The 23,430-nt window shown below is 64.5% G+C and carries 21 protein-coding genes; 14 read left to right on the plus strand and 7 right to left on the minus strand.

Features of this window, described 5'->3' with window-relative positions; genetic code table 11:
• Positions 1-333: 333 nt before the first annotated feature.
• From YU3_RS0105560 to YU3_RS0105575, 4 genes are all read right to left on the minus strand, one after another.
• A complete protein-coding gene (locus YU3_RS0105560) occupies positions 334-1,560 on the minus strand; it encodes a CmpA/NrtA family ABC transporter substrate-binding protein (RefSeq protein WP_027165314.1) in 1,227 nt (408 codons plus the stop codon).
• Positions 1,561-1,562: 2 nt separating this feature from the next.
• The gene (locus tag YU3_RS0105565; protein ID WP_027165315.1) at positions 1,563-2,165 is read right to left on the minus strand and encodes an ANTAR domain-containing response regulator; all 603 of its coding nucleotides are present in this window, start codon (positions 2,163-2,165) and stop codon (positions 1,563-1,565) included.
• Between the two features lie 119 nt (positions 2,166-2,284).
• On the minus strand, positions 2,285-3,778 hold the full coding sequence (locus tag YU3_RS0105570; protein WP_027165316.1) for an ATP-binding protein: 1,494 nt from the start codon (positions 3,776-3,778) through the stop codon (positions 2,285-2,287).
• A 124-nt stretch (positions 3,779-3,902) separates the two neighbouring features.
• The gene (locus YU3_RS0105575) at positions 3,903-5,252 is read right to left on the minus strand and encodes a hypothetical protein (protein ID WP_027165317.1); all 1,350 of its coding nucleotides are present in this window, start codon (positions 5,250-5,252) and stop codon (positions 3,903-3,905) included.
• A gap of 117 nt (positions 5,253-5,369) precedes the next feature.
• Between YU3_RS0105575 and YU3_RS0105580 the strand changes: the two genes are divergently transcribed.
• Together YU3_RS0105580 and YU3_RS0105585 are read left to right on the plus strand one after the other, a co-directional pair.
• The gene (locus YU3_RS0105580) at positions 5,370-6,263 is read left to right on the plus strand and encodes a LysR family transcriptional regulator (RefSeq protein ID WP_027165318.1); all 894 of its coding nucleotides are present in this window, start codon (positions 5,370-5,372) and stop codon (positions 6,261-6,263) included.
• 132 nt (positions 6,264-6,395) lie between these two features.
• Entirely contained in the window at positions 6,396-6,647 is a 252-nt protein-coding gene (locus YU3_RS0105585; RefSeq protein WP_027165319.1) for a hypothetical protein, read from the plus strand.
• A 160-nt stretch (positions 6,648-6,807) separates the two neighbouring features.
• Here YU3_RS0105585 and YU3_RS0105590 read toward each other — a convergent pair whose 3' ends face one another.
• Positions 6,808-7,293: a hypothetical protein gene (locus YU3_RS0105590; RefSeq protein ID WP_027165320.1), complete on the minus strand. Its 486-nt coding sequence runs from the start codon at positions 7,291-7,293 to the stop codon at positions 6,808-6,810.
• 261 nt (positions 7,294-7,554) lie between these two features.
• Between YU3_RS0105590 and YU3_RS0105595 the strand changes: the two genes are divergently transcribed.
• The gene (locus YU3_RS0105595) at positions 7,555-7,932 is read left to right on the plus strand and encodes a RidA family protein (RefSeq protein ID WP_036257997.1); all 378 of its coding nucleotides are present in this window, start codon (positions 7,555-7,557) and stop codon (positions 7,930-7,932) included.
• Between the two features lie 26 nt (positions 7,933-7,958).
• On the plus strand, positions 7,959-9,182 hold the full coding sequence (locus YU3_RS0105600; protein ID WP_027165322.1) for an amidohydrolase/deacetylase family metallohydrolase: 1,224 nt from the start codon (positions 7,959-7,961) through the stop codon (positions 9,180-9,182).
• A gap of 191 nt (positions 9,183-9,373) precedes the next feature.
• On the opposite strand, the gene YU3_RS0105605 is transcribed toward YU3_RS0105600, so the two are convergent.
• The gene (locus YU3_RS0105605; RefSeq protein ID WP_027165323.1) at positions 9,374-11,164 is read right to left on the minus strand and encodes an NAD(P)/FAD-dependent oxidoreductase; all 1,791 of its coding nucleotides are present in this window, start codon (positions 11,162-11,164) and stop codon (positions 9,374-9,376) included.
• A gap of 235 nt (positions 11,165-11,399) precedes the next feature.
• Entirely contained in the window at positions 11,400-12,347 is a 948-nt protein-coding gene (locus YU3_RS0105610) for a MurR/RpiR family transcriptional regulator (protein ID WP_027165324.1), read from the minus strand.
• Between the two features lie 274 nt (positions 12,348-12,621).
• Between YU3_RS0105610 and YU3_RS0105615 the strand changes: the two genes are divergently transcribed.
• The 10 genes from YU3_RS0105615 to kdpC all read left to right on the plus strand — a co-directional run bounded on the left by YU3_RS0105615 (position 12,622) and on the right by kdpC (position 23,385).
• A complete protein-coding gene (locus YU3_RS0105615; protein ID WP_027165325.1) occupies positions 12,622-13,455 on the plus strand; it encodes an ABC transporter ATP-binding protein in 834 nt (277 codons plus the stop codon).
• Positions 13,452-14,300: an ABC transporter permease gene (locus YU3_RS0105620; RefSeq protein ID WP_027165326.1), complete on the plus strand. Its 849-nt coding sequence runs from the start codon at positions 13,452-13,454 to the stop codon at positions 14,298-14,300. The genes YU3_RS0105615 and YU3_RS0105620 overlap by 4 nt, the downstream gene beginning before the upstream one ends.
• Before the next feature lie 71 nt (positions 14,301-14,371).
• Positions 14,372-15,544, plus strand: a complete 1,173-nt coding sequence (locus tag YU3_RS0105625; protein WP_027165327.1) for an ABC transporter substrate-binding protein — start codon at positions 14,372-14,374, stop codon at positions 15,542-15,544.
• A gap of 76 nt (positions 15,545-15,620) precedes the next feature.
• Positions 15,621-16,712 carry a Gfo/Idh/MocA family oxidoreductase gene (locus YU3_RS0105630; RefSeq protein WP_027165328.1) on the plus strand — a complete coding sequence of 364 codons (1,092 nt, stop codon included), beginning with the start codon at positions 15,621-15,623 and terminating at the stop codon, positions 16,710-16,712.
• 182 nt (positions 16,713-16,894) lie between these two features.
• A complete protein-coding gene (locus tag YU3_RS0105635) occupies positions 16,895-18,331 on the plus strand; it encodes an amidase (protein ID WP_027165329.1) in 1,437 nt (478 codons plus the stop codon).
• A gap of 335 nt (positions 18,332-18,666) precedes the next feature.
• Positions 18,667-18,756, plus strand: a complete 90-nt coding sequence (locus YU3_RS36055) for a K(+)-transporting ATPase subunit F (RefSeq protein WP_036257910.1) — start codon at positions 18,667-18,669, stop codon at positions 18,754-18,756.
• Between the two features lie 21 nt (positions 18,757-18,777).
• Positions 18,778-20,481 carry a potassium-transporting ATPase subunit KdpA gene (kdpA, locus tag YU3_RS0105650; RefSeq protein ID WP_027165330.1) on the plus strand — a complete coding sequence of 568 codons (1,704 nt, stop codon included), beginning with the start codon at positions 18,778-18,780 and terminating at the stop codon, positions 20,479-20,481.
• 8 nt (positions 20,482-20,489) lie between these two features.
• Entirely contained in the window at positions 20,490-20,720 is a 231-nt protein-coding gene (locus YU3_RS0105655) for a hypothetical protein (RefSeq protein ID WP_027165331.1), read from the plus strand.
• Positions 20,717-22,810, plus strand: coding sequence for a potassium-transporting ATPase subunit KdpB (gene kdpB, locus YU3_RS0105660; protein WP_027165332.1), 2,094 nt, complete (start codon positions 20,717-20,719; stop codon positions 22,808-22,810). The genes YU3_RS0105655 and kdpB overlap by 4 nt, the downstream gene beginning before the upstream one ends.
• An 11-nt stretch (positions 22,811-22,821) precedes the next feature.
• Complete coding sequence (gene kdpC / locus YU3_RS0105665; protein WP_027165333.1) at positions 22,822-23,385, plus strand: potassium-transporting ATPase subunit KdpC; 564 nt, start codon at positions 22,822-22,824, stop codon at positions 23,383-23,385.
• The last annotated feature ends 45 nt before the right edge of the window (positions 23,386-23,430 follow it).

Genomic DNA, 23,430 nt, shown 5'->3' on the forward strand with positions numbered 1-23,430 from the left:
GGGACCGGCGAGTCGATTGCGTGGTCGGTCAAAACAAAAAAGCTGCCAGCCAGGCCGTGCGCGTCCGTCCATCCGGGATCGCGTATCGACCTGAGCGGCAGCTTTGCCTGTGGGCGCCCGCCATTGGACGCCTGTTCCGTGGCTCCTGGGGAGCCTGCCTGTTGCAAAGCAGGAACTGTGCCAGTTTCTGGCTGGATGAAAAACATAAATTAATTCAAATATATACTACAATGGTCTACGCGCCGGCCGGCAAGGCGAGCAGGGCAAAGATTGCTCATTAGCGCAAGCGCACGCATAATTCTTGTGCAATGCACAAGAATGGCGCGCAAATGATCAGGCGCGTTTCTGGCCGGCGATGTAGGCGTCGATCTTGTCGGGATCGAAGATCTGGCCGTCGAAGAAGCCGTCAGGACCAAGCACGAGACTCGCCCCGGCGGAGCCGACTGGCGTCGCGACCTTCAGCGCGCCCTCGACCTTCGCATTGGCGCCGGGCAAGGCCACGCCGAGCGGTTTCAGCGCCGAGCGGTAGAGATCGGGCCGATAGCAGTCGCGGGCGATGGCCAGGTTCTGCGGCGTATGCGGCAACTGGCCCCAGCGCACCATCTGCGTGTAGAACCACAGCGCGTGGCTCTTCCAGGGGAAATTGGCCGCCTTGTCGAAGGGCAGGAAGAAATCGTCGACGCGCCGTTCCGCGCCGCCGCCGAGTTGAAGCTGTCCGGTCAGGATCGGCATCTGGATCGCCTCTGGCTGGCCGAGGAAAGCGGGCTTCGCCATCAGCGCGGCCAGCTCGCCGCGATTTGCCGGCTCCTGGCACCAGCGGGCGGAATGATGCAGCGCTCTCAGCAAGGCGGCCAGGGCATCCGGGTTTTCCTCTGCCCACGCCCTGCGCGCGCCGATCACCTTTTCCGGGCTGTTGCGCCACAACAACGCCTTGACCGTGACGATATGGCCGATGCCGACGGCGACGGCGGCGCTGTTCCAGGGCTCGCCGACGCAATAGCCGTCGATGCGGCCGGCGGCCAGCGCGTCGGCCATGAAGGGCGGCGGCACGATGACGATCTCGATGTCGCGGTCGGGATCGACGCCGCAGGCGGCGAGCCAGTAGCGCAGTTCGTAATTATGCCCGGAATGCGGATGCACGACCGCAAAGCGCAGCGGTTCGCGGCCGGCCGCCGCCCGCTCGCGGATCAGTGCGCCAAGCGCGGTACCGGCCCGCGCGGGCTCGAGGTCGGTCGCAGCCCCGTGCGCCGCCATGCCTTCCCACACCGCGTTGGAGACGGTGACGCAGTTGCCGCCGAGCCCGAGCGAGAAGGGCACGATGGTCTCGGAGGCAATCGGCGTGAGACCGAGGCTGCAGGCGAGCGGCATCGGCCCCAGCATGTGGGCGACGTCGAAATGACCGATGGCGATACGGTCGCGGATGTTGGCCCAGGAGGTCTCGCGATGCAGCTTGAGCTCGATGCCCTCGCGGGCGGCAAAGCCCATCTCGCCGGCCGCGATCAGGACGGCGCTGTCGAAGAGCGGCATGAAACCGGCGGTGATCTCATACGGCGCGTCCATGCTCATTCGCCCTCCAGAGGCCCCAGCAATCCCGCTGCCGTCACCAGGCTTTGGGCGATTTCGGCGATCTTGCGGTTCTGGTTCATGGCGGTCTTGCGCAGCAGCGCGTAGGCCGCTTCCTCGCTCAGGCCGCGCGACTTCATCAAGATGCCCTTGGCCCGGTCGATGACCTTGCGGTTCTCAAGCTCGCTGCGTGCCTCCTCCAGCTCGCGCGCCATGCGCGAGAAGGCGTTGAAGCGGCTGATCGCCATGTCGAGGATCGGCTTGATGCGTTCCTTCTTCAGCCCGTCGACGACATAGGCGGACACGCCGGCATCGACGGCCGCCTCGATCGAGGCCTGGTCGGAGCGGTCGACGAACATGGCGATCGGCCGTTTTACCGCGCGAGAGAGCTGGAACATGTTCTCCAGCATGTCGCGGTTCGGATTTTCGAGATCGATGACGATGACATCCGGCTCGATCTCGGCGATGCGCTTGGCGATGCCCGCGACGTCATGGACCACCGTGACATGGCGATGGCCGGCCTCCCGCAATCCGGCCTCGATGATCGAGGCACGGATGCGGTTCTCGTCGATAACAAGGATGGTCAACGAACCGGAGGACATGCCCTATTGTGCAGCCGGTGCGCAATTGTGCAATGCGGTAGTCGACTGGAGGTGAGATTCAGGCTCCCGTTGTCCGGCGCCTTGGTTGAATCTCGGATCAGTACCGGCCATCGATCCGGTCACGCCGCCGAACTGTCCTGCTCTGCGGCGTTCGGATCGCCCGGCGCCGTCGCCCAGGCGAGCTCGACCAGCGTCACGGTACGCCGGCCGGCGCCATCGACCTGGCAGACGATAAGGCCCTGCTCCTCGATATAGTCGAGCAGCCGCCGCGCGCGGCGCAGCGAATGCGAGCCATAGGCCCGCGCGATCGCCGCGTCGCTCGGGCAGGGCCAGCCCTCCTTCGCGGCGCGGGCGATCATCATGAACACGCCTTGCATGTCCTCGGGCAGCAGCGAGGCGCGCACGGACACGTCCCGCCATGCATCGTCCTCGGCCATGTCGGAGCCGACGCCGGCGCGGGCCCGTGTCAGCATGCGGCGGAATTCCGAAAGATCGGGCACCACGGAAGCGAGCCCTTCGATCCGGCAGCGGACCACGAACTCCTGATAGAGCACGCCGATGACGCGGAAGCCGGCATCCGGCTCGGCCAGGATGGCGCGCAGGATGCGGTCCATCCGCTCGCGCCGCTCGGCAAGGTCCTCGGCGCTCGGCTGCGGCTCCGCCGGCTCGGGGCGGATGTCCAGCGACGCGGCCTTGGCCGCCATCAGCTGGTCGAGCAGATCGGGCGAAGACCTGCGTTGCTGCCGCATTGTCTCCGGCGGCGGTGCGGCAAGAATGATCGCGCGCGCATCTTCAAGCGCGGCTCCCGGCATCGGCATCAGCCGCGGCGTGCCGTTGCGCGGGCTGGTTTCGGTCTGGCCGATGCGCACGCCGAGCGGGCGACGCGACAAAGCAGGACCGAGCGCCATGAAATGCCCGCGCTCCAGATCGCGAAACGCTTCGGCCTGCCGCCGCTCCATGCCGAGCAGGTCGGCCGCGCGCGCCATGTCGATGTCGAGGAAGGTGCGGCCCATCAGGAAGTTGGAGGCTTCCGCCGCGACGTTCTTGGCAAGCTTCGCCAGCCGCTGCGTGGCGATGATGCCGGCAAGCCCGCGCTTGCGGCCACGGCACATCAGATTGGTCATGGCACCGAGAGAGAGCTTGCGCGCCTCATCGGAGACTTCGCCGGCGACGGCGGGCGCGAAGAGCTGCGCCTCGTCGACCACCACCAGCATCGGATACCAATGGTCGCGCGCGACCTCGAACAACCCGCCGAGGAAGGCGGCGGCGCGCCGCATCTGGTTTTCGGCGTCGAGCCCTTCGAGGTTGAGCACCGTCGAGACGCGGTGGATGCGCGCCCGCTCGCCGGCCGCCTGCAGGCCGCGCTCGGTGTGCTCCTCGGCATCGATCACCAGATGGCCGTAACGCTCGCCGAGCGACACGAAGTCGCCTTCGGGGTCGATGATGGTTTGCTGGACCCAAGGCGCGCTCTGTTCGAGCAGCCGGCGCAACAGATGCGACTTGCCGGAACCCGAATTGCCCTGCACCAGCAGGCGGGTCGCCAGCAGTTCCTCAAGGTCGAGGGCGGCCGGCGCGCCGGCCGACGTCTGCCCCATCTCGATTGCAACGGTCATGTCTCGACTCGGATCCCTGCGAGCGACGGGCTTACCAACCTGAGCGCGGCGCGTCGAGCATACGATCGCTGGCCGCCCGGCGTTCTGCACAAGAGTACGGGTGCTATCTCCGGTATGGCGTGGCCTATCCCGCAAGATCGACGTGATGTGCGCCATGCGGCAGCGGGATTCGGCCGATTCGTTCGAGGGCGGGCTGGTCGCCCTTGACGACACGGAACACCTCAAGCCCCGCGCCGGCTTCCGGTCCCGCGCCGTCATGGCCCTGGAACACAGTGGCGAGGAAATGATCCCCCGTTCGGTCGAAGGTGCCGCCTTCCGGCAACGAGCCCTCGAAAGGGTAGTCGGCAATCTTGGCGATGCCGCCGGTCGCCGGATCGAGACTCATCAGGCTGACGGAGGCCTGGCGCTGAAAGCGGGCGGACTGTGTTGGGAGAGCGGTGCCCCGCATGTTGACGGTCGCCACCAGCCGGCCATCGGGGCTCACCGCGATTCCCTCGGCCGACAGGTCGCTCTCGATGGCGGCGACAACCTCATGTCGGCCCATCGATGCCGCGGGATCGGCAAGACGCACGACGCTGATGGTCGAAGGCGTCTCGGGGATGCGGCCTTCAAGGTTGGCGGCGGCAAGGTCGCGTCCCCAGTTGGAGGTCAGGTAATGGCGTCCGTCCGGCGTGAAACGGCCGACGAAAGGATCGGCGCCCACATTCACAATATTGCCCCACGGGCGCAGGCGGGGCGCACCATTCTCCTCGCCGACAGCGAAGAAGGCGACGCGGTTCTGTGTGTTGATGTTTACGGCGATGAACCGGCCGCCTGGATGCCAATGGACGTTGGTCGCTGTGACGCCGCCGCGAGGCGTGGCAGCTGACCCCGATATCCCGAGATCGGCTAGATCGAACCGGGCGACGGGGCCGAATCGACCGTCGGCATAGCCGATGATCTGGACGAGACTTGCCTCCGGCGTGTTCGATACCACGGCAACGCGGCGTCCATCCGGGCTGACCGACAGACCTTCGGGAAAGGCGGCGATCTCGACTGTGTCCGCCAGGCGAGGCGTGGCGGCGTCCGACAGGTCGACCGCGAACAGGCGTCGCCCTGGCGGGAGGTCTTTGATCGTGTCGCCCGCCGCCGGTCGCTCCCCCAGCCTTTCGGTGACGAATGCGGTTTGCCCGTCCTTGCTCAGTTGCAGGATTTCCGGCGCCGCGGTGACGGAATTCGAGACCGCAATCGTGCCTTTCACGACCTTGCCGTCGGCGACGGACAGCACCGTCAACATGTCGCGAAAACCCGAATCGCGCGGCGAAAGCCGTCCGGTCGCGTAGGTCTGGGCGCTGAAATCACCGTCGGAGACCACTGCGATCCGCGAGGCTGAAATCCGCCCGGAAAGGTCGAGCGGCTGTGCCGCCGTGACGGACGGCGCGGCGGCGGACAGTATAATGGAGAGGGCTATGGAACTGAGGACAGGTCTGATCATGATCGGTTCCCTACGGTCAGTTGAGCTGCTTGCGCCTCCCGAAAATAGCGACAAGATTGATTGCGATCCAATTGGAATGCCACCATCTGTGATAGGCAATTCGCATCGGGAGACGCCATGGACATTCGCACGCTTGCCTGCTTCGTCGCCGTGGCAGAGGACTTGCATTTTCGCCGCGCGGCCGAGCGAATGAATCTGACCCAGCCATCGCTCAGTCAGCGCATCCGCGCCCTGGAAATCGAGGTTGGCGCCCAGCTGTTCGAACGGGATCGCCGCGGCGTCGCGCTCACGCCGGCCGGAGTTGCCTTTCTCGGCCCCGCCCGAAAGGCGGTCGAGCACGCCAATGCCGCCACGACCCAGGCGCTCAGGGCCGTTCGCGGCGAGGTCGGCCGCCTGCGGCTCGGCTTCACCGTCATCGCCTTCTACGGCGTGCTGCCGGAGGCGGTGCGAAGCTTTCGAAGCCGCCATCCAGATGTCGATGTGGATCTGATCGAAATGAATTCACCGCTGCTTGAGTCAGCGCTTGCAGCGGGAGAGATCGACCTCGGTGTGCTGCACCCGCCGCTATTGACGCCGGATCTTGTCGTTCACGCTTTACCTGACGAACCGTTGGTGCTGGCACTCCCTTCGGCGCACCGGCTTGCCGGACAGGCGACGATCCGCATAGCGGACCTCGACAACGAGCCTTTCCTGCTGGCGCCACGCGCCATAGGCCCAAGCATCTATGATCGCGTGATCGCACTGTTCCAGGCCGAAGGCCTCAGCCCGCGCGTCGTCCAGGAAGTAACACCGATGACGACGCTGGTGGGTCTGGTCGCGGCAGGCGCAGGCGTGGGATTCGTCACTGCCGGCATCGCCCGGGCGGCACGCCCGGGCGTGGTCTATCGCCCGGTCGTCCCGCGCCCACCAGCCCTGCCGATGGCAGCCGCCTGGCGCAAGCCGTCGCTATCGGCCAGCGGCAGGCGTTTCCTTGAATTGGTCGAGACGCTGATCGAAGCCTCTAGGGCATGATGCCGAAAAAAGTGTGAAGCGGTTTCGGACCACATCATGCTTTCGAGCACTGGTCGGACCACCATTTCGCTGGCGCTATCCAACCATTGGCGTATCATCTTTCCAGGGAGGGTTCATGGCAGGAGGAGGCCGATGAACGTCGCTGCGGAAATGCCCGTCATGGACCCGACGGTGCAAGATCTTGTTTCGTCTGCTCTTTCGAAATTTCGCGCCGGCGACACCGTGTCCACACGCGCCATGCTCGATGCCGTACGCCATGCCGACCCGTCTTGCGAAGACAGCGACGACCATCTGATCGAGCTGATTGTGATGGCCGCCATTGGTAAGACCATGGGGGTCGTGTTCGACCACCGTTCCCCGGACGAACGGTTGCCGCATCTCTAGCGTGCCTTTGGGCAGTAGGGTTTGTTGAGATTCAGGTCAGGCCGAGTCGAAAGTGGTGGCTTCCGAGAACCGGAGCGGAGCGTACTTGAAGTACGTGAGCACCGGAAGCGCAGGAAGACGCCACTTGCAGGCCGGCCTCACCTGAATGTCGGCAGACCCGCTAGCTTCCCAGCGGATGCGGCATGTAGCCGACGAAACCGGCGATCTTCCACCGGCCGGCGACCTTGCGGCAGAAGTAGAGCGTCTGCCATTTGAGCCGGTCGACGCCGCCATCGGCCTTGGCGACCGAACCGTCGAATTTCTTGTGCAGCACCGCGCGGTCGCCATCGACATCGATGTCGCGCATGTTGGTGACGCGGAACAGCGCCTCGCGCAGCGGTTCGGCGAATTTGGTCGCGGCCGTTTCCTTGGCCTGCCGCAGCCATTCGTCGCGATAGACGTCCAGCCTGGGAAACTGCAGCCGCCAGGCATCGGCATTGGCAAGGAAATGCGCATGCATGCCGAAGAAGCTCTCGGCGATGAAATCGTCCTCGACCATCGACCAGTCCTGTCCGAGGAAGGCATCGATGTCGCGCCGCACCAGCATTTCCCAAAGCGCGTGGCGGTCTGCATCGCCCTGCGGAAACGGATTCTTGTCGAAGGTCATGCTGGATCTCCCCTCTCGCAAGCAATTCCCGGAAAAGTGCATAACGGTCTTCCGTCCGGAATTGCGTAAAACAAAACAGAGCGCGCCGGCCGCCGGCGGTCGCCCACCTGTCGCTGCAGCGTCGTCGAGCGCAAGATGCTCAGCCTTCTGTAATAAAGCAACATGGATTTCGAAAAAATGTTGCTTTCCGACATTGCCTCTATGAAGATCATGCCGACAGGGGTAGACGGCTATGCGACCCGGTTCCCGTCGGTTGACAAGATGGAGGCTCACTTGCCCAAGCAGTGCTTTGGAAAATCGCATGTCCCGCTCTCGCCCGCCGTGCGCGCCGGCGATTTCGTCTATGTCTCGGGCCAGGTGCCGGTGGGCAGCGACGGGCTTGTGGTGAAGGGTGGCATCGCCGAGCAGGCCGAGCAGGTGCTGCAGAACGTCAAGGCGGCGCTGGCGCTCGCCGGCTGCGCCATGGACGATGTGGTGAAGACCACCGTCTGGCTGGAGGACGCGCGCGATTTCGGCACTTTCAACGCCGTCTATGCCAAGCATTTCCCGAAGGACCCGCCGGCGCGCACCACGGTCGAGTCACGCCTGATGATCGACATCAAGATCGAGATCGAAGCCGTCGCCTACCGGCCGGTCTGATCGCGACCACACAAAGGAGGGCACCGATGCAGTTCGATCTCCTGATCAAGGGCGGGCGTGTCATCGATCCCGCATCGGGCCTGGATGCGCAACGCGACGTTGCCATTGCCGACGGCCGCGTCGCTGCGATCGACGCAGCCATCGATGCCGAGGCGGCGGGTAAAGTCGTCGACGCCAGGGACTGCATCGTCACGCCCGGCCTCGTCGACCTGCACAGCCACGTCTATTGGGGCGGCACCTCGCTCGGCGTCGATGCCGACCGACTGGCGGCCAAGAGCGGCACCACCACCTTCATCGATGCCGGCAGCGCCGGCGCCGGCAACTTCCTCGGCTTCCGCCGCCATGTCATCGAGCGCTCGAAGGTCCGCATCCTAGCTTACGTCAACATCTCCTTTGCCGGCATATTCGGCTTCTCGAACACCGTGTCGGTCGGCGAGTGCGGCGACCTCAGGCTCTGCGAGCCGCGCGAGACCGTGGCGGCGGTGCGCGAGCACGCCGATGTCGTCGTCGGCGTCAAGGTGCGTTCCGGCAAGCATGCCGGCGGCACCAGCGGCATCGCGCCGGTCGACCTTGCGCTCGAAGCCGCCGATAAGGTCGGGCTGCCGCTGATGGCGCATATCGACGAGCCGCCGCCCGGACGCTCGGAAGTGCTGCCGCGCCTGCGCCGGGGCGACATTCTCACCCACTGCTTCCGGCCGTTCCCCAACGCCCCGGTCTTCGCCTCCGGCGCGGTGCGCCCGGACATGCGGCTGGCGCGCGAGCGCGGCGTCATCTTCGACATCGGCCACGGCATGGGCTCCTTCGACTTCGAGGTGGCGAAGGCGATGCTCGCCGAAGGCCTGGCGCCCGACGTCATCTCGAGCGACGTGCATCTCTACTGCGTCGACGGCCCCGCCTTCGACATCCTGGTCTGCATGTCGAAGCTACTGGCGCTCGGCATGCCGCTGGTCGAGGTGCTGCGCGCGGCGACGCAGCGCCCGGCCGAGGCGATCGCAAGGCCGGAGCTGGGTACGCTGAAGGTCGGCGGCATCGGCGATGTCGCGGTGCTGAAGCTGCTGCCGGGACGGTTCACCTTCGTCGACGCGGTCGGTGCGTCGTTGACCTCGGATCAGCGGCTGGTTTCAAACGGCATCGTCATCGGCGGCACATGGTGGCCGAACGAGGCGCCCGACTACATTGAGACGGAGCGTTTTGAGCCGCACGCGCGTCACACGCATGTCGATGTGGCGGCGAAGCATTTCGGGCGATGATTAGCCAATCTCCCCCTTGTGGGGGGAGATGCCCGGCAGGGCAGAGGGGGGCGCTGTCCCGCCGACATTTCAATTGGTAGCATTCGCCACCAGCCGGCTCTTGTTCGATCTCAAAACGACGAAGGTTGCGATCCTTCGCACCCCCCTCTGGCCTGCCGGCCATCTCCCCCACAAGGGGGGAGATCAGCTCTTCACCGTCTCGCGTTACTTGGCTCGCCATAAATCGGCGTCGCAATCCCTTCCATCCTCGCCTTGAGTTGCAGCGCCACGAACTTCGAATAGAAGCGCGACAGCGCCAGGTTGCCGCCATGGAACCACAGCGCTTCTTGCGCCGTCGGCTTCCACATGTTGCGCAATTCGCCCTGCCAGGGTCCGGGATCGCCCTTCACGCCGGAGCCGAGGCCCCAGCACGGGCCGACCTTGTCGGCGACCTCGCGCGAGACGATCGCGGCAACCGTCTCGTTCATCGACTGGTAGCCGGTGCAGCAGACGATCGCGTCGACGGCGAGCTCGCTGCCATCCTCGAACAGGATGCCGCTCAGTGTCAGCGACGTGATGCCGACGCCGCTCTTCACCTTGATCTCGCCGTTCAGGATCAGCTCGCAGGCGCCGACATCGATGTAGTAGCCCGAACCTGTGCGGTAGGCTTTCATCAACAGCCCTGTCTCGTCGTCGCCGAAGTCGATGGCGAAGCCCGTGTCGCTGAGGCGCTTGTAGAAATCCGCGTCGCGCGCCCTGATCACATCATAAAGCGCGCGCTGGCCCTTCGGCACCAGCGCGAAGGGTGTCGAGGCGACGATCATGTCGGCCTTGTCGGTGGTGATGCCGCGCGCCAGCGCCTTTTCCGAGAAGATCTCGAAGCCGACATCCATCAGCGTGTCGGATTTCACCACGGTCGTTGGCGAGCGCTGGACCATGGTGACCTTGGCGCCAGCTTCCCACAGATCGACGCTGACATCATGGCCTGAGCTTGCCGCCCCAATCACCGCGACGCGCTTGCCGCGGAATTTCTCGCCGGTGGAATACTGGCTCGAATGCACGAGCTCGCCCTTGAAGCCGTCGGCGCCCGGTAGTTCGATCTGCCGTGGCGGCCCGTAAGCGCCGGTGGCGAAGACGATGTGCTTCGGCTTCAGCGTGATCCGCTGGCCGACGCGGTCGACCACCACCGTCCAGACCTTGTCCGTCTCGTCATAGGCGGCGCTGATGCATTTGGTGGCGACCCAATAGTTCAGCTCCATGACGCGGGTATACATTTCCAGCCAGTCGCCCATCTTGTCCTTGGGCGTGAAGACCGGCCAATTTTCCGGGAACGGAACATAAGGCAGATGGTCGTACCAGACCGGATCGTGCAGCACGAGCGAGCGATAGCGGTTGCGCCAGGAATCGCCGGCGCGCGCGTTCTTTTCGATGACGAGCGTGGGGACGCCGAGCTGCCGCAGCCGGGCGCCCAGCATGATGCCGCCCTGCCCGCCGCCGATCACCAGGCAATAGGGCTGCTCCTGCATGCCGAGATCGCGCGCTTCGCGTGCCCTAGCTTCCGCCCAGGTCTCGCGCTCGGGGTCGGCCTTGTGACGGATGCCAAGCGGCCGGGCGGGGCCTTTCCGCTCCTCGAAACCCTTGAGCTCGCTCATCGCCGTGAACAGCGTGCGGCAGCGGCCGTCCTTGAGCCGCAGGATCCCTTCGCCGCGCGCGACCGCCGTCTCGAAGGTAAACCAGGCTTCGATGATGCCGTCGTCGACGCTTGGCTCCCCGGACGGCCGCCAATGCGACGGCTGTGCCGTGGACAGCGTCGCCTTCAGCATCTCGCGGATCGCCGCCTGCCCCTCCATGGTCTTGATGTTCCATGTGAAGGTCAGCAGATCGCGCCAGTAGCAATCCTCGGCGAAAAGATTGGCCACCGCCTTGATGTCGCCGGCCTCGAGCGCGCGGCCGAAAGCGCCGAGCCATGTTGCCGCCTGTTGCGATGGTGCGATATCGAGCATTCTTCTTCGTTCCCTTTTTCATACCGCCGAAGTCGGCGCAGTATTGGTTCGTTGAAGCCGGCGTCGCCGCATCTTCCTTCTCCCCTTGTGGGAGAAGGTGGATCGGCGCGGTAGCGCCGAGACGGATGAGGGGTGTTCCAGCGGAGTGAGACGCCGGTGGCATCTGGAGTACCCCTCATCCGACCTCGCTTCGCGAGGCCACCTTCTCCCACAAGGGGAGAAGGGAAAGCCCGTCTCAATCCCCGAGCGGCTCCATCTCCTTGCCTGTCCGATGGATCTGGGCGTTGTATTTGATCCGGCGCACGGTTTCGCGCGCTGGGCCGTCGATCCTGTAGGCGGTCGCCACCGCAAGAAGATCAATGGCCGCAAGGAAAGCGTAGCGCGACGCGGTCGGCTTCAGCGTGTCGGGATATTCGGGAACAGCCATTGTCAGCCGCACGTCGCAGACCCGCGTCAGCTCGGTATCGGGCGCCGTCACGCAGATCGCGTTGGCGCGGTAATGCTTGGCGAGTTCCACCGCTTCGATCACCTCGCGCGTGCGGCCGGTGGCCGAGATCGCGATCACCAGATCGCCGGGCTTCAGCGTCGAGGCTGTCATGCGCATCAGGTACGGATCGCATTGCGCGCTGACGGTGATGCCGTAGCGGAACAGCCGGTATTGCGTCTCCTGCGCCAGCGCCGACGAACTGCCGCCGAGGCCGAACACCGTCACCTGCCGCGCCTTGGCGATCAGTTCCGCAGCCTTCTGCAGCTGTCCCGGATCGATCTGTCGCTCCGCTTCCTGCAGCGCGCGCCGCGCCTCGCCGAACACCGCGTTCCAGAACGGCATGCCGCTGTCGCTGTTCGCGGGTTGAGGCTTGGTGCTGAGATAGAGCGCGCCGACGACGAGGCTCTGCGCCAGCTTCAGCTTGAAATCACGCACGCCGTCGCAGCCGATGGCGCGGCAGAACCGGGTGACGGTCGGCTCGCTCACCCCTGCTCGCTGGGCAAGTGCGGCATTGGAAGCATCGACGGCATATTTGACGTCGTCGAGCACGACGTCGGCGACGCGGCGCTCGGCCGGACGCAGCTCGGCATAGCTGTCCTTCACCTGCGAAATAATGTCGGGGAAGCGCCTGACATGGTCGTGTCGGTCGCCGTCCTCGTCTGAGGTCCGCAGCGCCTGGCTGTCAGCTTCGGTCATTGGCCAGTCCTTCCCTGCCCGTTTCTGGACCACCATTTTCGCGATTATCCGCCCGCTGGCCATAGGCTATCAACCGAGCTGAGTATGTAGGAAAGTAACACGCGCCGCAAGATGGCAAAAAATGTCACAAAATCATATGCTTAGATAAATACTGATTGAACCTGATTGCTTCCGTTCTTTGTCGCCGCTTGACAGTAAAGTAGGATAGTTACAGACTGATTTTGCGGACAGATGGGGCCTCCGGCAACGCATCGCGCAGTCTCCGAGGGGGAGCATGAGTACGGCAAGCGCAAGAACGCCGAAGCTCGGCGTGCAGGCAGCGACCAAAGTCTATCAAACGGCCTCCGGCGATCTTCTGGCGCTGGATCGCTGCAGCCTGGATGTTCAAGCCAATGAGATCGTCTCGATCGTCGGCCCTTCCGGCTGCGGCAAGACCACGCTGTTATGGTCGATGTCGGGCCTGCACCGGCTGACCGGCGGCTCCATCGTGCTCGACGGCAAGGAGATCACCGGACCGCGCCCCGAGATCGGCATCGTCTTCCAGGAAGCGAACCTTTTGCCCTGGCGCAACCTCGACGCCAACATCAACTTCCCCTTCGAGATCAAGGGTGAAAAGCCCGATCGCGCCTGGATCGCGCATCTGCTCAACCGCGTCGGGCTCGAAGGCTTCGGCGACAAGTTCCCGCGCGAGCTTTCCGGCGGCATGCAGCAACGGGCGGCAATCGTGCGCGCGCTCGCGCTGAAACCTTCCGTGCTCTTGATGGACGAGCCGTTCGGCGCGCTCGACAGTTTTACCCGCGAGGAGATGAACCGGCTCGTCGAGGAGATCTGGCTCGACACCAAGACCACCATCGTCTTCATCACCCACAGCATCGAGGAAGCGATCTTCCTCTCGGACCGCGTGGTGGTGCTGACGACAAGGCCAGGCCGCGTCGCCAAGGTCTACGACGTGCCGTTTCCACGGCCGCGTTCGCTGGAGATCATGGCGACGAAAGAAGTCTTCGACCTCACCAACCGTATCAAGATGGACATCGTCGGCGAACGCCGGCCGAAGGGCTCGGAACAGCAGGGACAAAAGACCGCTGAAATCGTGAGGATCAGGCCGTGAGCGGGGGCGATGCCATTCCGGAATTCTCAAAAGCCAAATCCGGCGATGGCCAGGATGTCAGCCTGACCAATCTTTCGGCTTTTGCCAGCGGACCCGGCATCAAATCCGGCGCCGAAGTGGTTGCGATCCTAGCCGTCGCCGTGGTGATCATCGGCGGTATCGAACTGGCGCTGCGGATCTTCCATGTGCCGCAATACATCATGCCGCCGCCGAGCTCGATCGCTTACGCTTTGTTCGACGAATTCCCGCTGATCGCGCCGCATCTCGGCTACACGCTGGTCGAGCTCCTCTCCGGCTTTGCCATCGGCGCCATCGTCGGCCTTGTGATGGCGGCTGTCATCACGCAATTCCCTTTTGCCGAAAAGATCGTCGCACCCTACATCCTGATCCTCGTCACCACGCCGATGCTGGCACTGGTGCCGCTGCTGATCCTGCGCTTCGGCTTCGGCTACACGCCGCGCATCATTGCCGTGGCTTTGGCCGCCGGCCCGATGGTGATGATCAATGCCGCGACCGGCTTCCGTCGCGTCGACAGCGCCAAGATCGCTTTAGCCCGCTCCTATGGCGCGAGCACGTTGCAGATCTTCTGGAAGATCCGCGCCCCAATGGCGCTGCCGATGATCCTGGTCGGCCTGATGATCGGTGCGATTTTCGGACTGCTCACCGCCGTCGGCGCCGAGATGGTCGGCGGCGGTTTCGGCCTCGGCAACCGGCTCACCTCCTATTCGTCGATGATCCAGATGCCGCAGTTCTTCGCGGTGGTGCTGATCCTCTCGACGCTCGGCATCCTGATCTACGTGTTGTTCTTCCTGATCGGCAAGAAATGGGCGAGCTGGGAGACGTGAGCGCGAAAGGATGAAGTCGCCCGGGAGGCGGGTGAAAAGGCAAGGCAAGCAATCAACAAAAGGGGAGTGCCATGACAAACGAAAATCCGATCCATTCCAGTGCTCCGGCCGGCATCAGCCGCCGCTATTTCCTGCAGGTGACTGCGGCCGGCGTCGTCACCGCCACCGCGCTCGGCGCTTCCGGCCTGAAGGCCAAGGCGGCGGCTTATGAGAAATTCACCTGGATCTCGCCGCGCGGCACGCTCGAAGTGCTGGACGATTATCCCTACTGGTCGGCCAAGAAGGCCGGCTATTTCGGCGACCTCGCCACCGACATGCAGCCGGGGCCGTCGGACGGCACCGCGACAGTGAAGTTCGTCGATGTCGGCCAGGCCGATATGGGCTTCCCCTCGCCGGGCGTGTTCTCCTTCGCCATCCAGAACGGCATGAAGCTGAAGTCGGTGTTCCATATGGGCGCGCGCGACACGTTCAGCATCGCCTTCCGCAAGGGCGAGGGGTCGAACGACCTTAAGAAGCTTGAGGGCAAAACCGTCCTGCTCGGCTCCGCCGCCTGGCAGTCGATCACCGATCCGCTGCTGGCAGCGCAAGGCGTCGACATCAAGAAGGTGAAATATGTCGAGGCCGGCTGGCCGACCTGGGGCACGGCGCTCGCCGGCGGCCAGGGCGATGCGGCACTCTCATGGGAAGGCCTGCGCGCCGAATGGATCGCCAAGGGCCTCGATTTCGAATACTGGCTCGGCGTGAAGAACTCCAAATTGCCGGCCAACACCTTCGTCGTGCGCGCCGCCGATCTCGAGGATGCCGACAAGAAGGCGTTTCTGGAAAAGTATCTGCGCGGCTGGGCGATGGGTCTCGAATTCGGCTACCAGAACCCGCGCGCCGCGGTCGAGGCCGTGTTCGAGCAGTTCCCGACCTTGGCCAAGAACCTCGGCCCCGAACTCGGCACGACCTCGATCCTGCAGCAGATCAACGTCTTCCGCGGCGACATGGACAAGCGCGGCGGCTGGGGCTCGCACGACATGGCGAGCTGGCAGGGCTTTTTCGACGAGATCCTCAAGATCGGCCAGATCACCGCGCCGGTGAAAGCCGAGGACGTCTGCACCAACGACCTGATCCCGGCCGCCAACGACTTCGACAAGGCCAAGGTCAAGGCCGACGCCGACGGTGTAAAACTGTCGGAAGGCTTTGCCGCGCTCGACGTCGACAAGATCAAGGCGCACCTGTTCGACTCCGCCGTGAAGTAGCCCGGCGACGGACATTAGCGATAAACGGGCGGCGACTGAATCGCCGCCCCAATCAACGAAAATGCGGGAGGCTGCAGTGGCCGACAGGGTAAAAATATTGATGGTTGGTCTGGGCAATATGGGCGCTTCGCATGCCAGCGCCTATCATCGCTCCGACGGCTTCGAGATCGTCGGCATCATGAGCCGCTCGATCAAGAGCAACAAGAAGATCCCCAAGGAACTCGCCGGCTATCCGCTCTACGAGGATTTTGACCTGGCTCTGAAGGAGACCAAGCCAGATGCGGTCTCGATCAACAGCTGGCCGAATACCCATGCCGAATATGCGTTGAAGGCAATCGACGCCAACTGCCATGTCTTCATGGAAAAGCCCTTGGCCACCAACATCGAGGACGCCGAGAAGGTGGTGGCCGCGGCGCGGGCGAAGAACCGCAAGCTGGTGCTCGGCTACATCCTGCGCGTCCACCCCTCCTGGATCAAATTCATCGAGGTCGGCAAGACGCTCGGCAAGCCGCTGGTGATGCGTCTCAACCTCAACCAGCAGAGCAGCGGCACGGCCTGGCACTGGCATAAGAACCTGATCGACTCGCTGATCCCGATCGTCGACTGCGGCGTGCACTATGTCGACGTCATGTGCCAGCTTACCGGAGCCAAGCCGGTGCGCGTGCACGGCATCGGCGCCAAGCTATGGGCCGAGGCCGACAAGCAGAATTACGGCCATCTGCACGTCACCTTCGACGACGGCTCGGTCGGCTGGTACGAGGCGGGCTGGGGTCCGATGATGAGCGAGACCGCCTATTTCGTGAAGGACGTGGTCGGCCCGAAGGGTGCCGTCTCGATCGTCGCCGGCCAATCGGGCAGCGGCGCCAAGGACGCCGAGGACGTTTCGGATTCCGCCGACATCGACCGCCACACCAAGACCGACGCGCTGAAAATCCATTACGCGCAGGTCGACGGCGACAAGAACTTTTCCAAGCCCGACGAGATCGTCAGCATGGAGGACGAGCCCGGCCACCAGGAGCTTTGCGACCGCGAGCAGGCCTTCTTCCTGCGCGCCATCCGCGAGGACCTCGATTTGACCGAGCAGATGGATGCCGCCGTCAACAGCCTGCGCATCGTGCTGGCGGCCGAGCAGAGCATAGCGGAAAAGCGCACCGTCGAGCTGGCCTGAGGCCGCGCCAGCCCCCTCATCCGGCCGCTTCGCGGCCACCTTCTCCCCGTTGGGGAGAAGAGATTAGCGCCGAAAGCCTCCTCTCCTCGCCGGGGAGAGGTCAGCCGAGCGAAACGGAGGCTGGGTGAGGGTGAGTCCGCCGAGCCCTTCTTGGCTCTCACCGCATCATGGAGGAGGAAGACATGGCCGCGATTTCCGAGAGCCTTCTCGAGACCTACACCAGTTCCGACGCCCTGGGCCTGGCAAGCCTCGTCAAGCGCGGCGAGGTTTCTCCCGCCGAGCTGGTCGAAGCGGCGATCACCACGATCGAGCGCCTCAACCCCTCGCTCAACGCGGTCGTCCACCGCCTCTACGATATAGCGCGCGCTCAGGCGAAAACGGTCGACAAGACGGCGCCTTTCGCCGGCGTTCCCTTTCTGCTCAAGGAGCTCGCTTCGTCCTGGAAGGGGGCGCCCCTCACCAACTCCTGCCGCTACCTGAAGGACTTCGTCGCCGATTCCGACAGCGAGGTCGTGCGCCGCATCAAGGCGGCTGGCCTCGTGCTCGTGGGCAAATCCAACGCGCCCGAGAACGGCTGGTCGATCACCACCGAGCCGAAACTCTACGGTGCGACGAAGAACCCGTGGAAGGAAGGCATCACGCCGGGTGGCTCGAGCGGCGGCGCCGCCGCCGCGATTGCTGCGCGTATGGTGCCGATGGCCGAAGCCAGCGACGGCGCCGGCTCGATCCGCGTGCCGGCCTCCTGCTGCGGCATCGTCGGCCTGAAGCCGTCGCGCGGCCGGGTCAGCCTCGCCCCCTTCGGCGACTATTGGTATGGCGGCGCCTACTTCCTCTGCTGCTCGCGCACCGTGCGCGATACCGCCGCCTATCTCGACGCGGTGGCCGGCGCCCTGCCCGGCGACGCCTATACGCCGCCGGTACCGAACGACAGCTGGCTCAACCTGTCCGCGCGAACACCGAAGAAACTGCGCATCGGCTTCACCGTCACGCCGCCCCATGGCGCGGCGATAGATCCTGAAGTCAAGGCAACGGTGCTCTCCACGGTCGCCGCGCTCGAACGCCTCGGCCATGATGTCGAGGAGCACGATATGCCGCTCGACGCCGATGCTGCGTGGAGAACCTACACCGACATGACCAATGTGCAGACGGCCGCCACTTTCGGTTTCCTCGAAACGCTGGTCGGGCGGCCCGTCACACCCAACGACGTCGAGCCGGTGACCTGGGCCGTCATCGAGCGTGGCCGCGCGACCAGCGGCATCAAGCATGTTTCCGATGTCGAGCAAATGAGGCTGATCGGCCGCGACATTGTCGGCGACCTCAACGCATACGACATCTTCATCACGCCGACGCTGACCCAATTGCCCCGCCCCTTCGGCTACTACGACATGTCGGAGACCGACCTCGACCGCTACAACGCCAAATGGGGCGACGCGGTCTTCAACTTCCCCTTCAACATCTCCGGCCTGCCGGCGATCTCGCTGCCGCTCGGGCAGTCGGCCGGCGGCGTGCCGATCGGCGTGCAGCTTGTCGGCCGCTACGGCGACGAGGCGATGGTGCTCGCGCTTTCCACGCAGTTGGAGGATGCAATGCCTTGGAAGGATCGGCGACCGGCGATGTAGTTTGAGGGCCTTACCTGGCAATACGCGCCTGGCCCGCCGGTCCGATCCAAAACCCCTATAGAATTCCTATATCTTTCCTCCCCGCCCCGTCTCGAACTTTTATGGCGATCGGGTCCATATTTCCCATTGAAAAAACGCTTTGATAGCCGTCACCGGCAAGGTGATGCGCGTCCGCGTGCAGTTTTGATCCCGCCGATGCGGGACACGAACACAAAGTGGAAAACAAGGAACGCCTGCCATGGACCTCATTGTTCTCGGGATCGGGGTTTTGTTCTTCGCCCTGTCCTTGGCCTACGTCAAAGCCTGCGACAGAATCTGAGTCAAAGGATCAGCCCATGCTTTTCGACTACATCCTCGGCGGCGCGGTGACCTTGTTCCTGCTTGCCTACCTCACTTACGCCCTCATCCGCCCAGAGCGCTTCTGACCGGCGCGCGGAGAACTCATCATGACCATTAACGGCTGGATACAGATCCTCCTCTATTGCGGGATCCTGCTTTTGCTCGTGAAGCCGCTCGGCGGCTACATGTACCGCGTCTTCAGCGGCGACCGCACCTTGCTCTCGCCCGTGCTCGTCCCGATCGAGCGCGGCCTCTATCGCCTCGCCGGAACGAGCGAGAAGGAAGAGCAGCACTGGGCGGTCTACGCGACCGGCATGCTGCTCTTCAATCTCGCCGGCTTCCTGGTTCTTTACGCGCTGCAGCGGCTGCAGGGCGCCTTGCCCTATAATCCCGCGGGCATGACCGCGGTCGAGCCCGGTCTCGCCTTCAACACGGCCGTCAGCTTCGTCACCAACACCAACTGGCAGAACTATGGCGGCGAAAGCACGATGTCCTACCTCGTGCAGATGGCCGGCCTCACCGTCCAGAACTTCGTCTCGGCCGCCACCGGCATCGCCATCGCGATTGCCTTGATCCGCGGCTTTGCCCGCGCTTCCAGCAAGTCGATCGGCAATTTCTGGGTCGATCTCACCCGTTGCACGCTCTACGTGCTTCTGCCGCTCTGCATCGTGCTGACGCTCGTCTGTGTCTGGCTGGGCATCCCGCAGACGCTCGGCGCTTACGTCGACGCCACGACGCTGGAAGGCGCCAAGCAGACCATCGCGCTCGGGCCGGTCGCCTCGCAGATCGCCATCAAGATGCTCGGCACCAATGGCGGCGGCTTCTTCAACGCCAACGCCGCGCATCCGTTCGAGAATCCGAACGCGATCTCCAACATGATCCAGATGCTGTCGATCTTCGCGCTGGGTGCCGCTCTCACCAACGTCTTTGGCCGCATGGTCGGCAACCAGCGCCAGGGCTGGGCGATCCTGGCCTCGATGGGCGTGCTGTTCCTCGTCGGGGTCGCCGTCTGCTACTGGGCCGAGGCCGCCGGCAACCCGCTCGTCCACGCGCTCGGCATCGACGGCGGCAACATGGAAGGCAAGGAGACACGCTTCGGCATCGCCTTGTCGGCCCTGTTCGCCGTCATCACCACCGCCGCCTCCTGCGGCGCCGTCAACGCCATGCATGATAGCTTCACCGCGCTCGGCGGCATGATCCCGCTGATCAACATGCAGCTCGGCGAGGTCATCGTCGGCGGCGTCGGCGCCGGTTTCTACGGCATCCTGATGTTCGTCGTGATCGCGGTCTTCGTCGCCGGCCTGATGGTCGGCCGCACGCCGGAATATCTCGGCAAGAAGATCGAGGCCAAGGAGGTCAAGATGGCGATGCTGGCCATCCTCTGCCTGCCGCTGGCGATGCTGATCTTCACGGCCATCGCCGTGGTCCTGCCGAGCGCCGTGGCTTCGATGGCCAATGGCGGCCCGCACGGCTTCACCGAGGTGCTTTATGCCTATACCTCGGCCGCCGCGAACAACGGCTCGGCTTTCGGCGGGCTCACCGGCAACACGCCCTGGTACAACGTCACGCTGAGCCTCGGCATGCTGATGGGTCGTTTCCTGGTCATTATCCCGGCTTTAGCCATCGCCGGCTCGCTGGCCGCCAAGAAGACGGTGCCTGCTTCGGCCGGCACCTTCCCGACCGACGGCATGCTGTTTGTCGGTCTGCTGGTCGGCGTCATCATCATCGTCGGCGGCCTCACCTTCTTCCCGTCGCTCGCCGTGGGTCCGATCGTCGAGCACCTGGCGATGATCCATGGACAGACCTTCTGAGATGAACCATGCCCCGCTTCAACGATATCCGTCGGAACGACCATCACCAGACCGGTGACGGAGCTCCCGACAACGGAAAGGACGAGAAGCCTCGTCCTTTCCCGACGCTTTCAACCTTTCTCGGTATGGCGGCCGTGCTGTTCGTGCTGTGGCTGCTGGCCACCGGCCTTCCGCACCTGTTCCCGAAGACCGAACATCCGGCGCCGTCCACCAAAATCGATACTGGAGCCCAAAAATGAGCCAGTCTAAATCCGCGAGCATTCTGGATGCCCGCATCCTGGGGCCGGCCATTGGCGGCGCCTTCCGCAAGCTTGATCCGCGCACGCTGGTCAAGAATCCGGTGATGTTCGTCGTCGCGGTCGTCTCACTGCTCACCACCGTGCTTTTCATCCGCGACCTAACCACCGGCGGCGGCGATCTCGGCTTCACCCTGCAGATCATCATCTGGCTGTGGTTCACGGTTCTGTTCGCCAACTTCGCCGAAGCCGTGGCCGAGGGCCGCGGCAAGGCGCAGGCCGACTCGCTGCGCAAGGCGCGCACGGAGACCCAGGCCAAGCTGCTCGCCAATGGCGATCGTGCGAAGTTCAAGCTGGTACCCGGCACCAGCCTGAAGGTCGGCGACATCGTGCTGGTCGAGGCCGGCGACATCATCCCCTCCGACGGCGAGGTCATCGAAGGCGTGGCTTCAGTCAACGAGGCCGCGATCACCGGCGAATCCGCGCCCGTCATCCGCGAATCCGGCGGCGACCGCTCCGCCGTCACCGGCGGCACGCAAGTGCTGTCCGACTGGATCCGCGTGCGCATTTCCGCCGCCTCCGGCCACACCTTCCTCGACCGCATGATCTCGCTGGTCGAGGGCGCCGAACGCCAGAAGACGCCGAACGAGATCGCGCTCAATATCCTGCTCGTCGGCATGACGCTGATCTTCGTGCTGGCGACCGCGACTATTCCGAGCTTCGCCTCCTACTCGGGCGGCTATATTTCGGTAACGATCCTGGTCGCCTTGTTCGTGACGCTGATCCCGACCACGATCGGCGCGCTGCTGTCGGCCATCGGCATCGCCGGCATGGACCGCCTTGTGCGCTTCAACGTGCTTGCTATGTCCGGCCGCGCCGTCGAGGCCGCCGGCGACGTCGACACGCTGCTTCTCGACAAGACCGGCACCATCACACTCGGCAACCGCCAGGCGACCGAGTTCCGCCCGGTCAAGGGCGTCACCGAGCAGGAGCTGGCCGATGCGGCGCAGCTCGCCTCGCTGGCCGACGAGACCCCGGAAGGCCGCTCGATCGTCGTGCTGGCCAAGGACAAATACGGTATCCGCGCCCGCGACATGGCGACGTTGCACGCGGCCTTTGTGCCCTTCACCGCCCAGACCCGCATGAGCGGCGTCGATATCGACGGCTCGTCGGTACGCAAGGGCGCGGTCGACGCGGTGCTCGCCCATGTCAACCAGGCGACGGCCGCGGCGCATGGCGCACGCCCGGCCAGCGAGACGATCCGCGACCTGCAGGCGATCGCCGACGAGATCGCCAAGGCCGGCGGCACGCCGCTCGCGGTCGAGCGCGACGGACGCCTGCTCGGCGTCGTCCACCTCAAGGACATCGTCAAGGGCGGCATCCGCGAGCGTTTCGCCGAGTTGCGCAAGATGGGCATCCGCACCGTCATGATCACCGGCGACAACCCGCTGACGGCAGCGGCCATCGCCGCCGAAGCCGGCGTCGACGACTTCCTCGCCCAGGCAACGCCCGAGAACAAGCTGTCGCTGATCCGCGAGGAGCAGGCCAAGGGCAAGCTGGTGGCCATGTGCGGCGACGGCACCAACGATGCGCCGGCGCTCGCCCAGGCCGATGTCGGCGTCGCCATGAACACCGGCACGGTCGCCGCCCGCGAGGCCGGCAACATGGTCGACCTCGACAGCGACCCGACCAAGCTGATCGAGATCGTCGAGATCGGCAAGGCCCTGCTGATGACGCGCGGCTCGCTGACGACCTTTTCGATCGCCAACGACGTGGCCAAGTATTTCGCCATCATCCCGGCGATGTTCGCGGTTTTCTATGTCGCGCCCGGTCATTCCACCGGTCCGCTGCAGGCGCTCAACATCATGCATCTGGCGACGCCGCAGAGCGCCATCCTGTCGGCCATCATCTTCAACGCGTTGATCATTATCGCGCTGATCCCGCTGTCGCTGAAAGGCGTGAAATATCGTGCCATCGGCGCCGGCTCGCTGCTCACCCGCAACCTGCTGGTCTACGGCCTCGGCGGCATCATCGTGCCGTTCGTCGGCATCAAGGCGATCGACCTGATCGTCACGGCCTTCGGCCTCGCATAAGGATTGACCCGATGTTCAAGCAACTCAGACCCGCTTTTGTCATGATCGTCTTCTTCACGGTGCTGACCGGCCTGATCTACCCGATCGGCATGACCGGCATTGCCCAGGCGCTGTTTCCGAACCAGGCCAATGGCAGCCTGATCGCCAGGGACGGCAAGGTGATCGGCTCCAGCCTGATCGGCCAGGCCTTCGCCAGCGACCGCTACTTCCACGGCCGGCCGTCGGCAGCCGGCAATGGCTACGACGCCAGCGCCTCCAGCGGCTCCAATCTCGGTCCGACCAATTCCAAGCTGATCGAACGCATCAAGGGCGATGCCGGGAAGCTGAAGGCGGAAAACCCGAACGCGCCGGTTCCGATGGATCTCGTCACCACTTCCGGCAGCGGCCTCGATCCGGACATCAGCCCGGAGGCAGCCTATTTCCAGGTACCCAGGATCGCTAAGGCCCGGGACATCGACGAAACCAAGGTCAAAGCGCTTGTCGACAGCAATGTCGAGGACCGCGAGCTTGGCGTCCTCGGCGAGCAGGTGGTCAACGTTCTGGCGCTGAACCTCGCGCTGGACGACCTGAAATAATCCGCTTCGCGCCGGGGATCGACACGATCCCCGGCGCAATTCATG

It is taken from the genome of Mesorhizobium sp. WSM3224 (assembly GCF_000427725.1).
In the GTDB taxonomy this organism is placed as follows: Bacteria; Pseudomonadota; Alphaproteobacteria; order Rhizobiales; family Rhizobiaceae; genus Mesorhizobium.

Coding starts and splice junctions, on each gene's coding strand:
- YU3_RS0105560 (WP_027165314.1), bottom strand. CDS start 1,560: ATGGACGCGCCGTATGAGATCACCGCCGGTTTCATGCCGCTCTTCGAC.
- YU3_RS0105565 (WP_027165315.1), bottom strand. CDS start 2,165: ATGTCCTCCGGTTCGTTGACCATCCTTGTTATCGACGAGAACCGCATC.
- YU3_RS0105570 (WP_027165316.1), bottom strand. CDS start 3,778: ATGACCGTTGCAATCGAGATGGGGCAGACGTCGGCCGGCGCGCCGGCC.
- YU3_RS0105575 (WP_027165317.1), bottom strand. CDS start 5,252: ATGATCAGACCTGTCCTCAGTTCCATAGCCCTCTCCATTATACTGTCC.
- YU3_RS0105580 (WP_027165318.1), top strand. CDS start 5,370: ATGGACATTCGCACGCTTGCCTGCTTCGTCGCCGTGGCAGAGGACTTG.
- YU3_RS0105585 (WP_027165319.1), top strand. CDS start 6,396: ATGAACGTCGCTGCGGAAATGCCCGTCATGGACCCGACGGTGCAAGAT.
- YU3_RS0105590 (WP_027165320.1), bottom strand. CDS start 7,293: ATGACCTTCGACAAGAATCCGTTTCCGCAGGGCGATGCAGACCGCCAC.
- YU3_RS0105595 (WP_036257997.1), top strand. CDS start 7,555: ATGGAGGCTCACTTGCCCAAGCAGTGCTTTGGAAAATCGCATGTCCCG.
- YU3_RS0105600 (WP_027165322.1), top strand. CDS start 7,959: ATGCAGTTCGATCTCCTGATCAAGGGCGGGCGTGTCATCGATCCCGCA.
- YU3_RS0105605 (WP_027165323.1), bottom strand. CDS start 11,164: ATGCTCGATATCGCACCATCGCAACAGGCGGCAACATGGCTCGGCGCT.
- YU3_RS0105610 (WP_027165324.1), bottom strand. CDS start 12,347: ATGACCGAAGCTGACAGCCAGGCGCTGCGGACCTCAGACGAGGACGGC.
- YU3_RS0105615 (WP_027165325.1), top strand. CDS start 12,622: ATGAGTACGGCAAGCGCAAGAACGCCGAAGCTCGGCGTGCAGGCAGCG.
- YU3_RS0105625 (WP_027165327.1), top strand. CDS start 14,372: ATGACAAACGAAAATCCGATCCATTCCAGTGCTCCGGCCGGCATCAGC.
- YU3_RS0105635 (WP_027165329.1), top strand. CDS start 16,895: ATGGCCGCGATTTCCGAGAGCCTTCTCGAGACCTACACCAGTTCCGAC.
- YU3_RS36055 (WP_036257910.1), top strand. CDS start 18,667: ATGCTTTTCGACTACATCCTCGGCGGCGCGGTGACCTTGTTCCTGCTT.
- kdpA (WP_027165330.1), top strand. CDS start 18,778: ATGACCATTAACGGCTGGATACAGATCCTCCTCTATTGCGGGATCCTG.
- YU3_RS0105655 (WP_027165331.1), top strand. CDS start 20,490: ATGCCCCGCTTCAACGATATCCGTCGGAACGACCATCACCAGACCGGT.
- kdpB (WP_027165332.1), top strand. CDS start 20,717: ATGAGCCAGTCTAAATCCGCGAGCATTCTGGATGCCCGCATCCTGGGG.
- kdpC (WP_027165333.1), top strand. CDS start 22,822: ATGTTCAAGCAACTCAGACCCGCTTTTGTCATGATCGTCTTCTTCACG.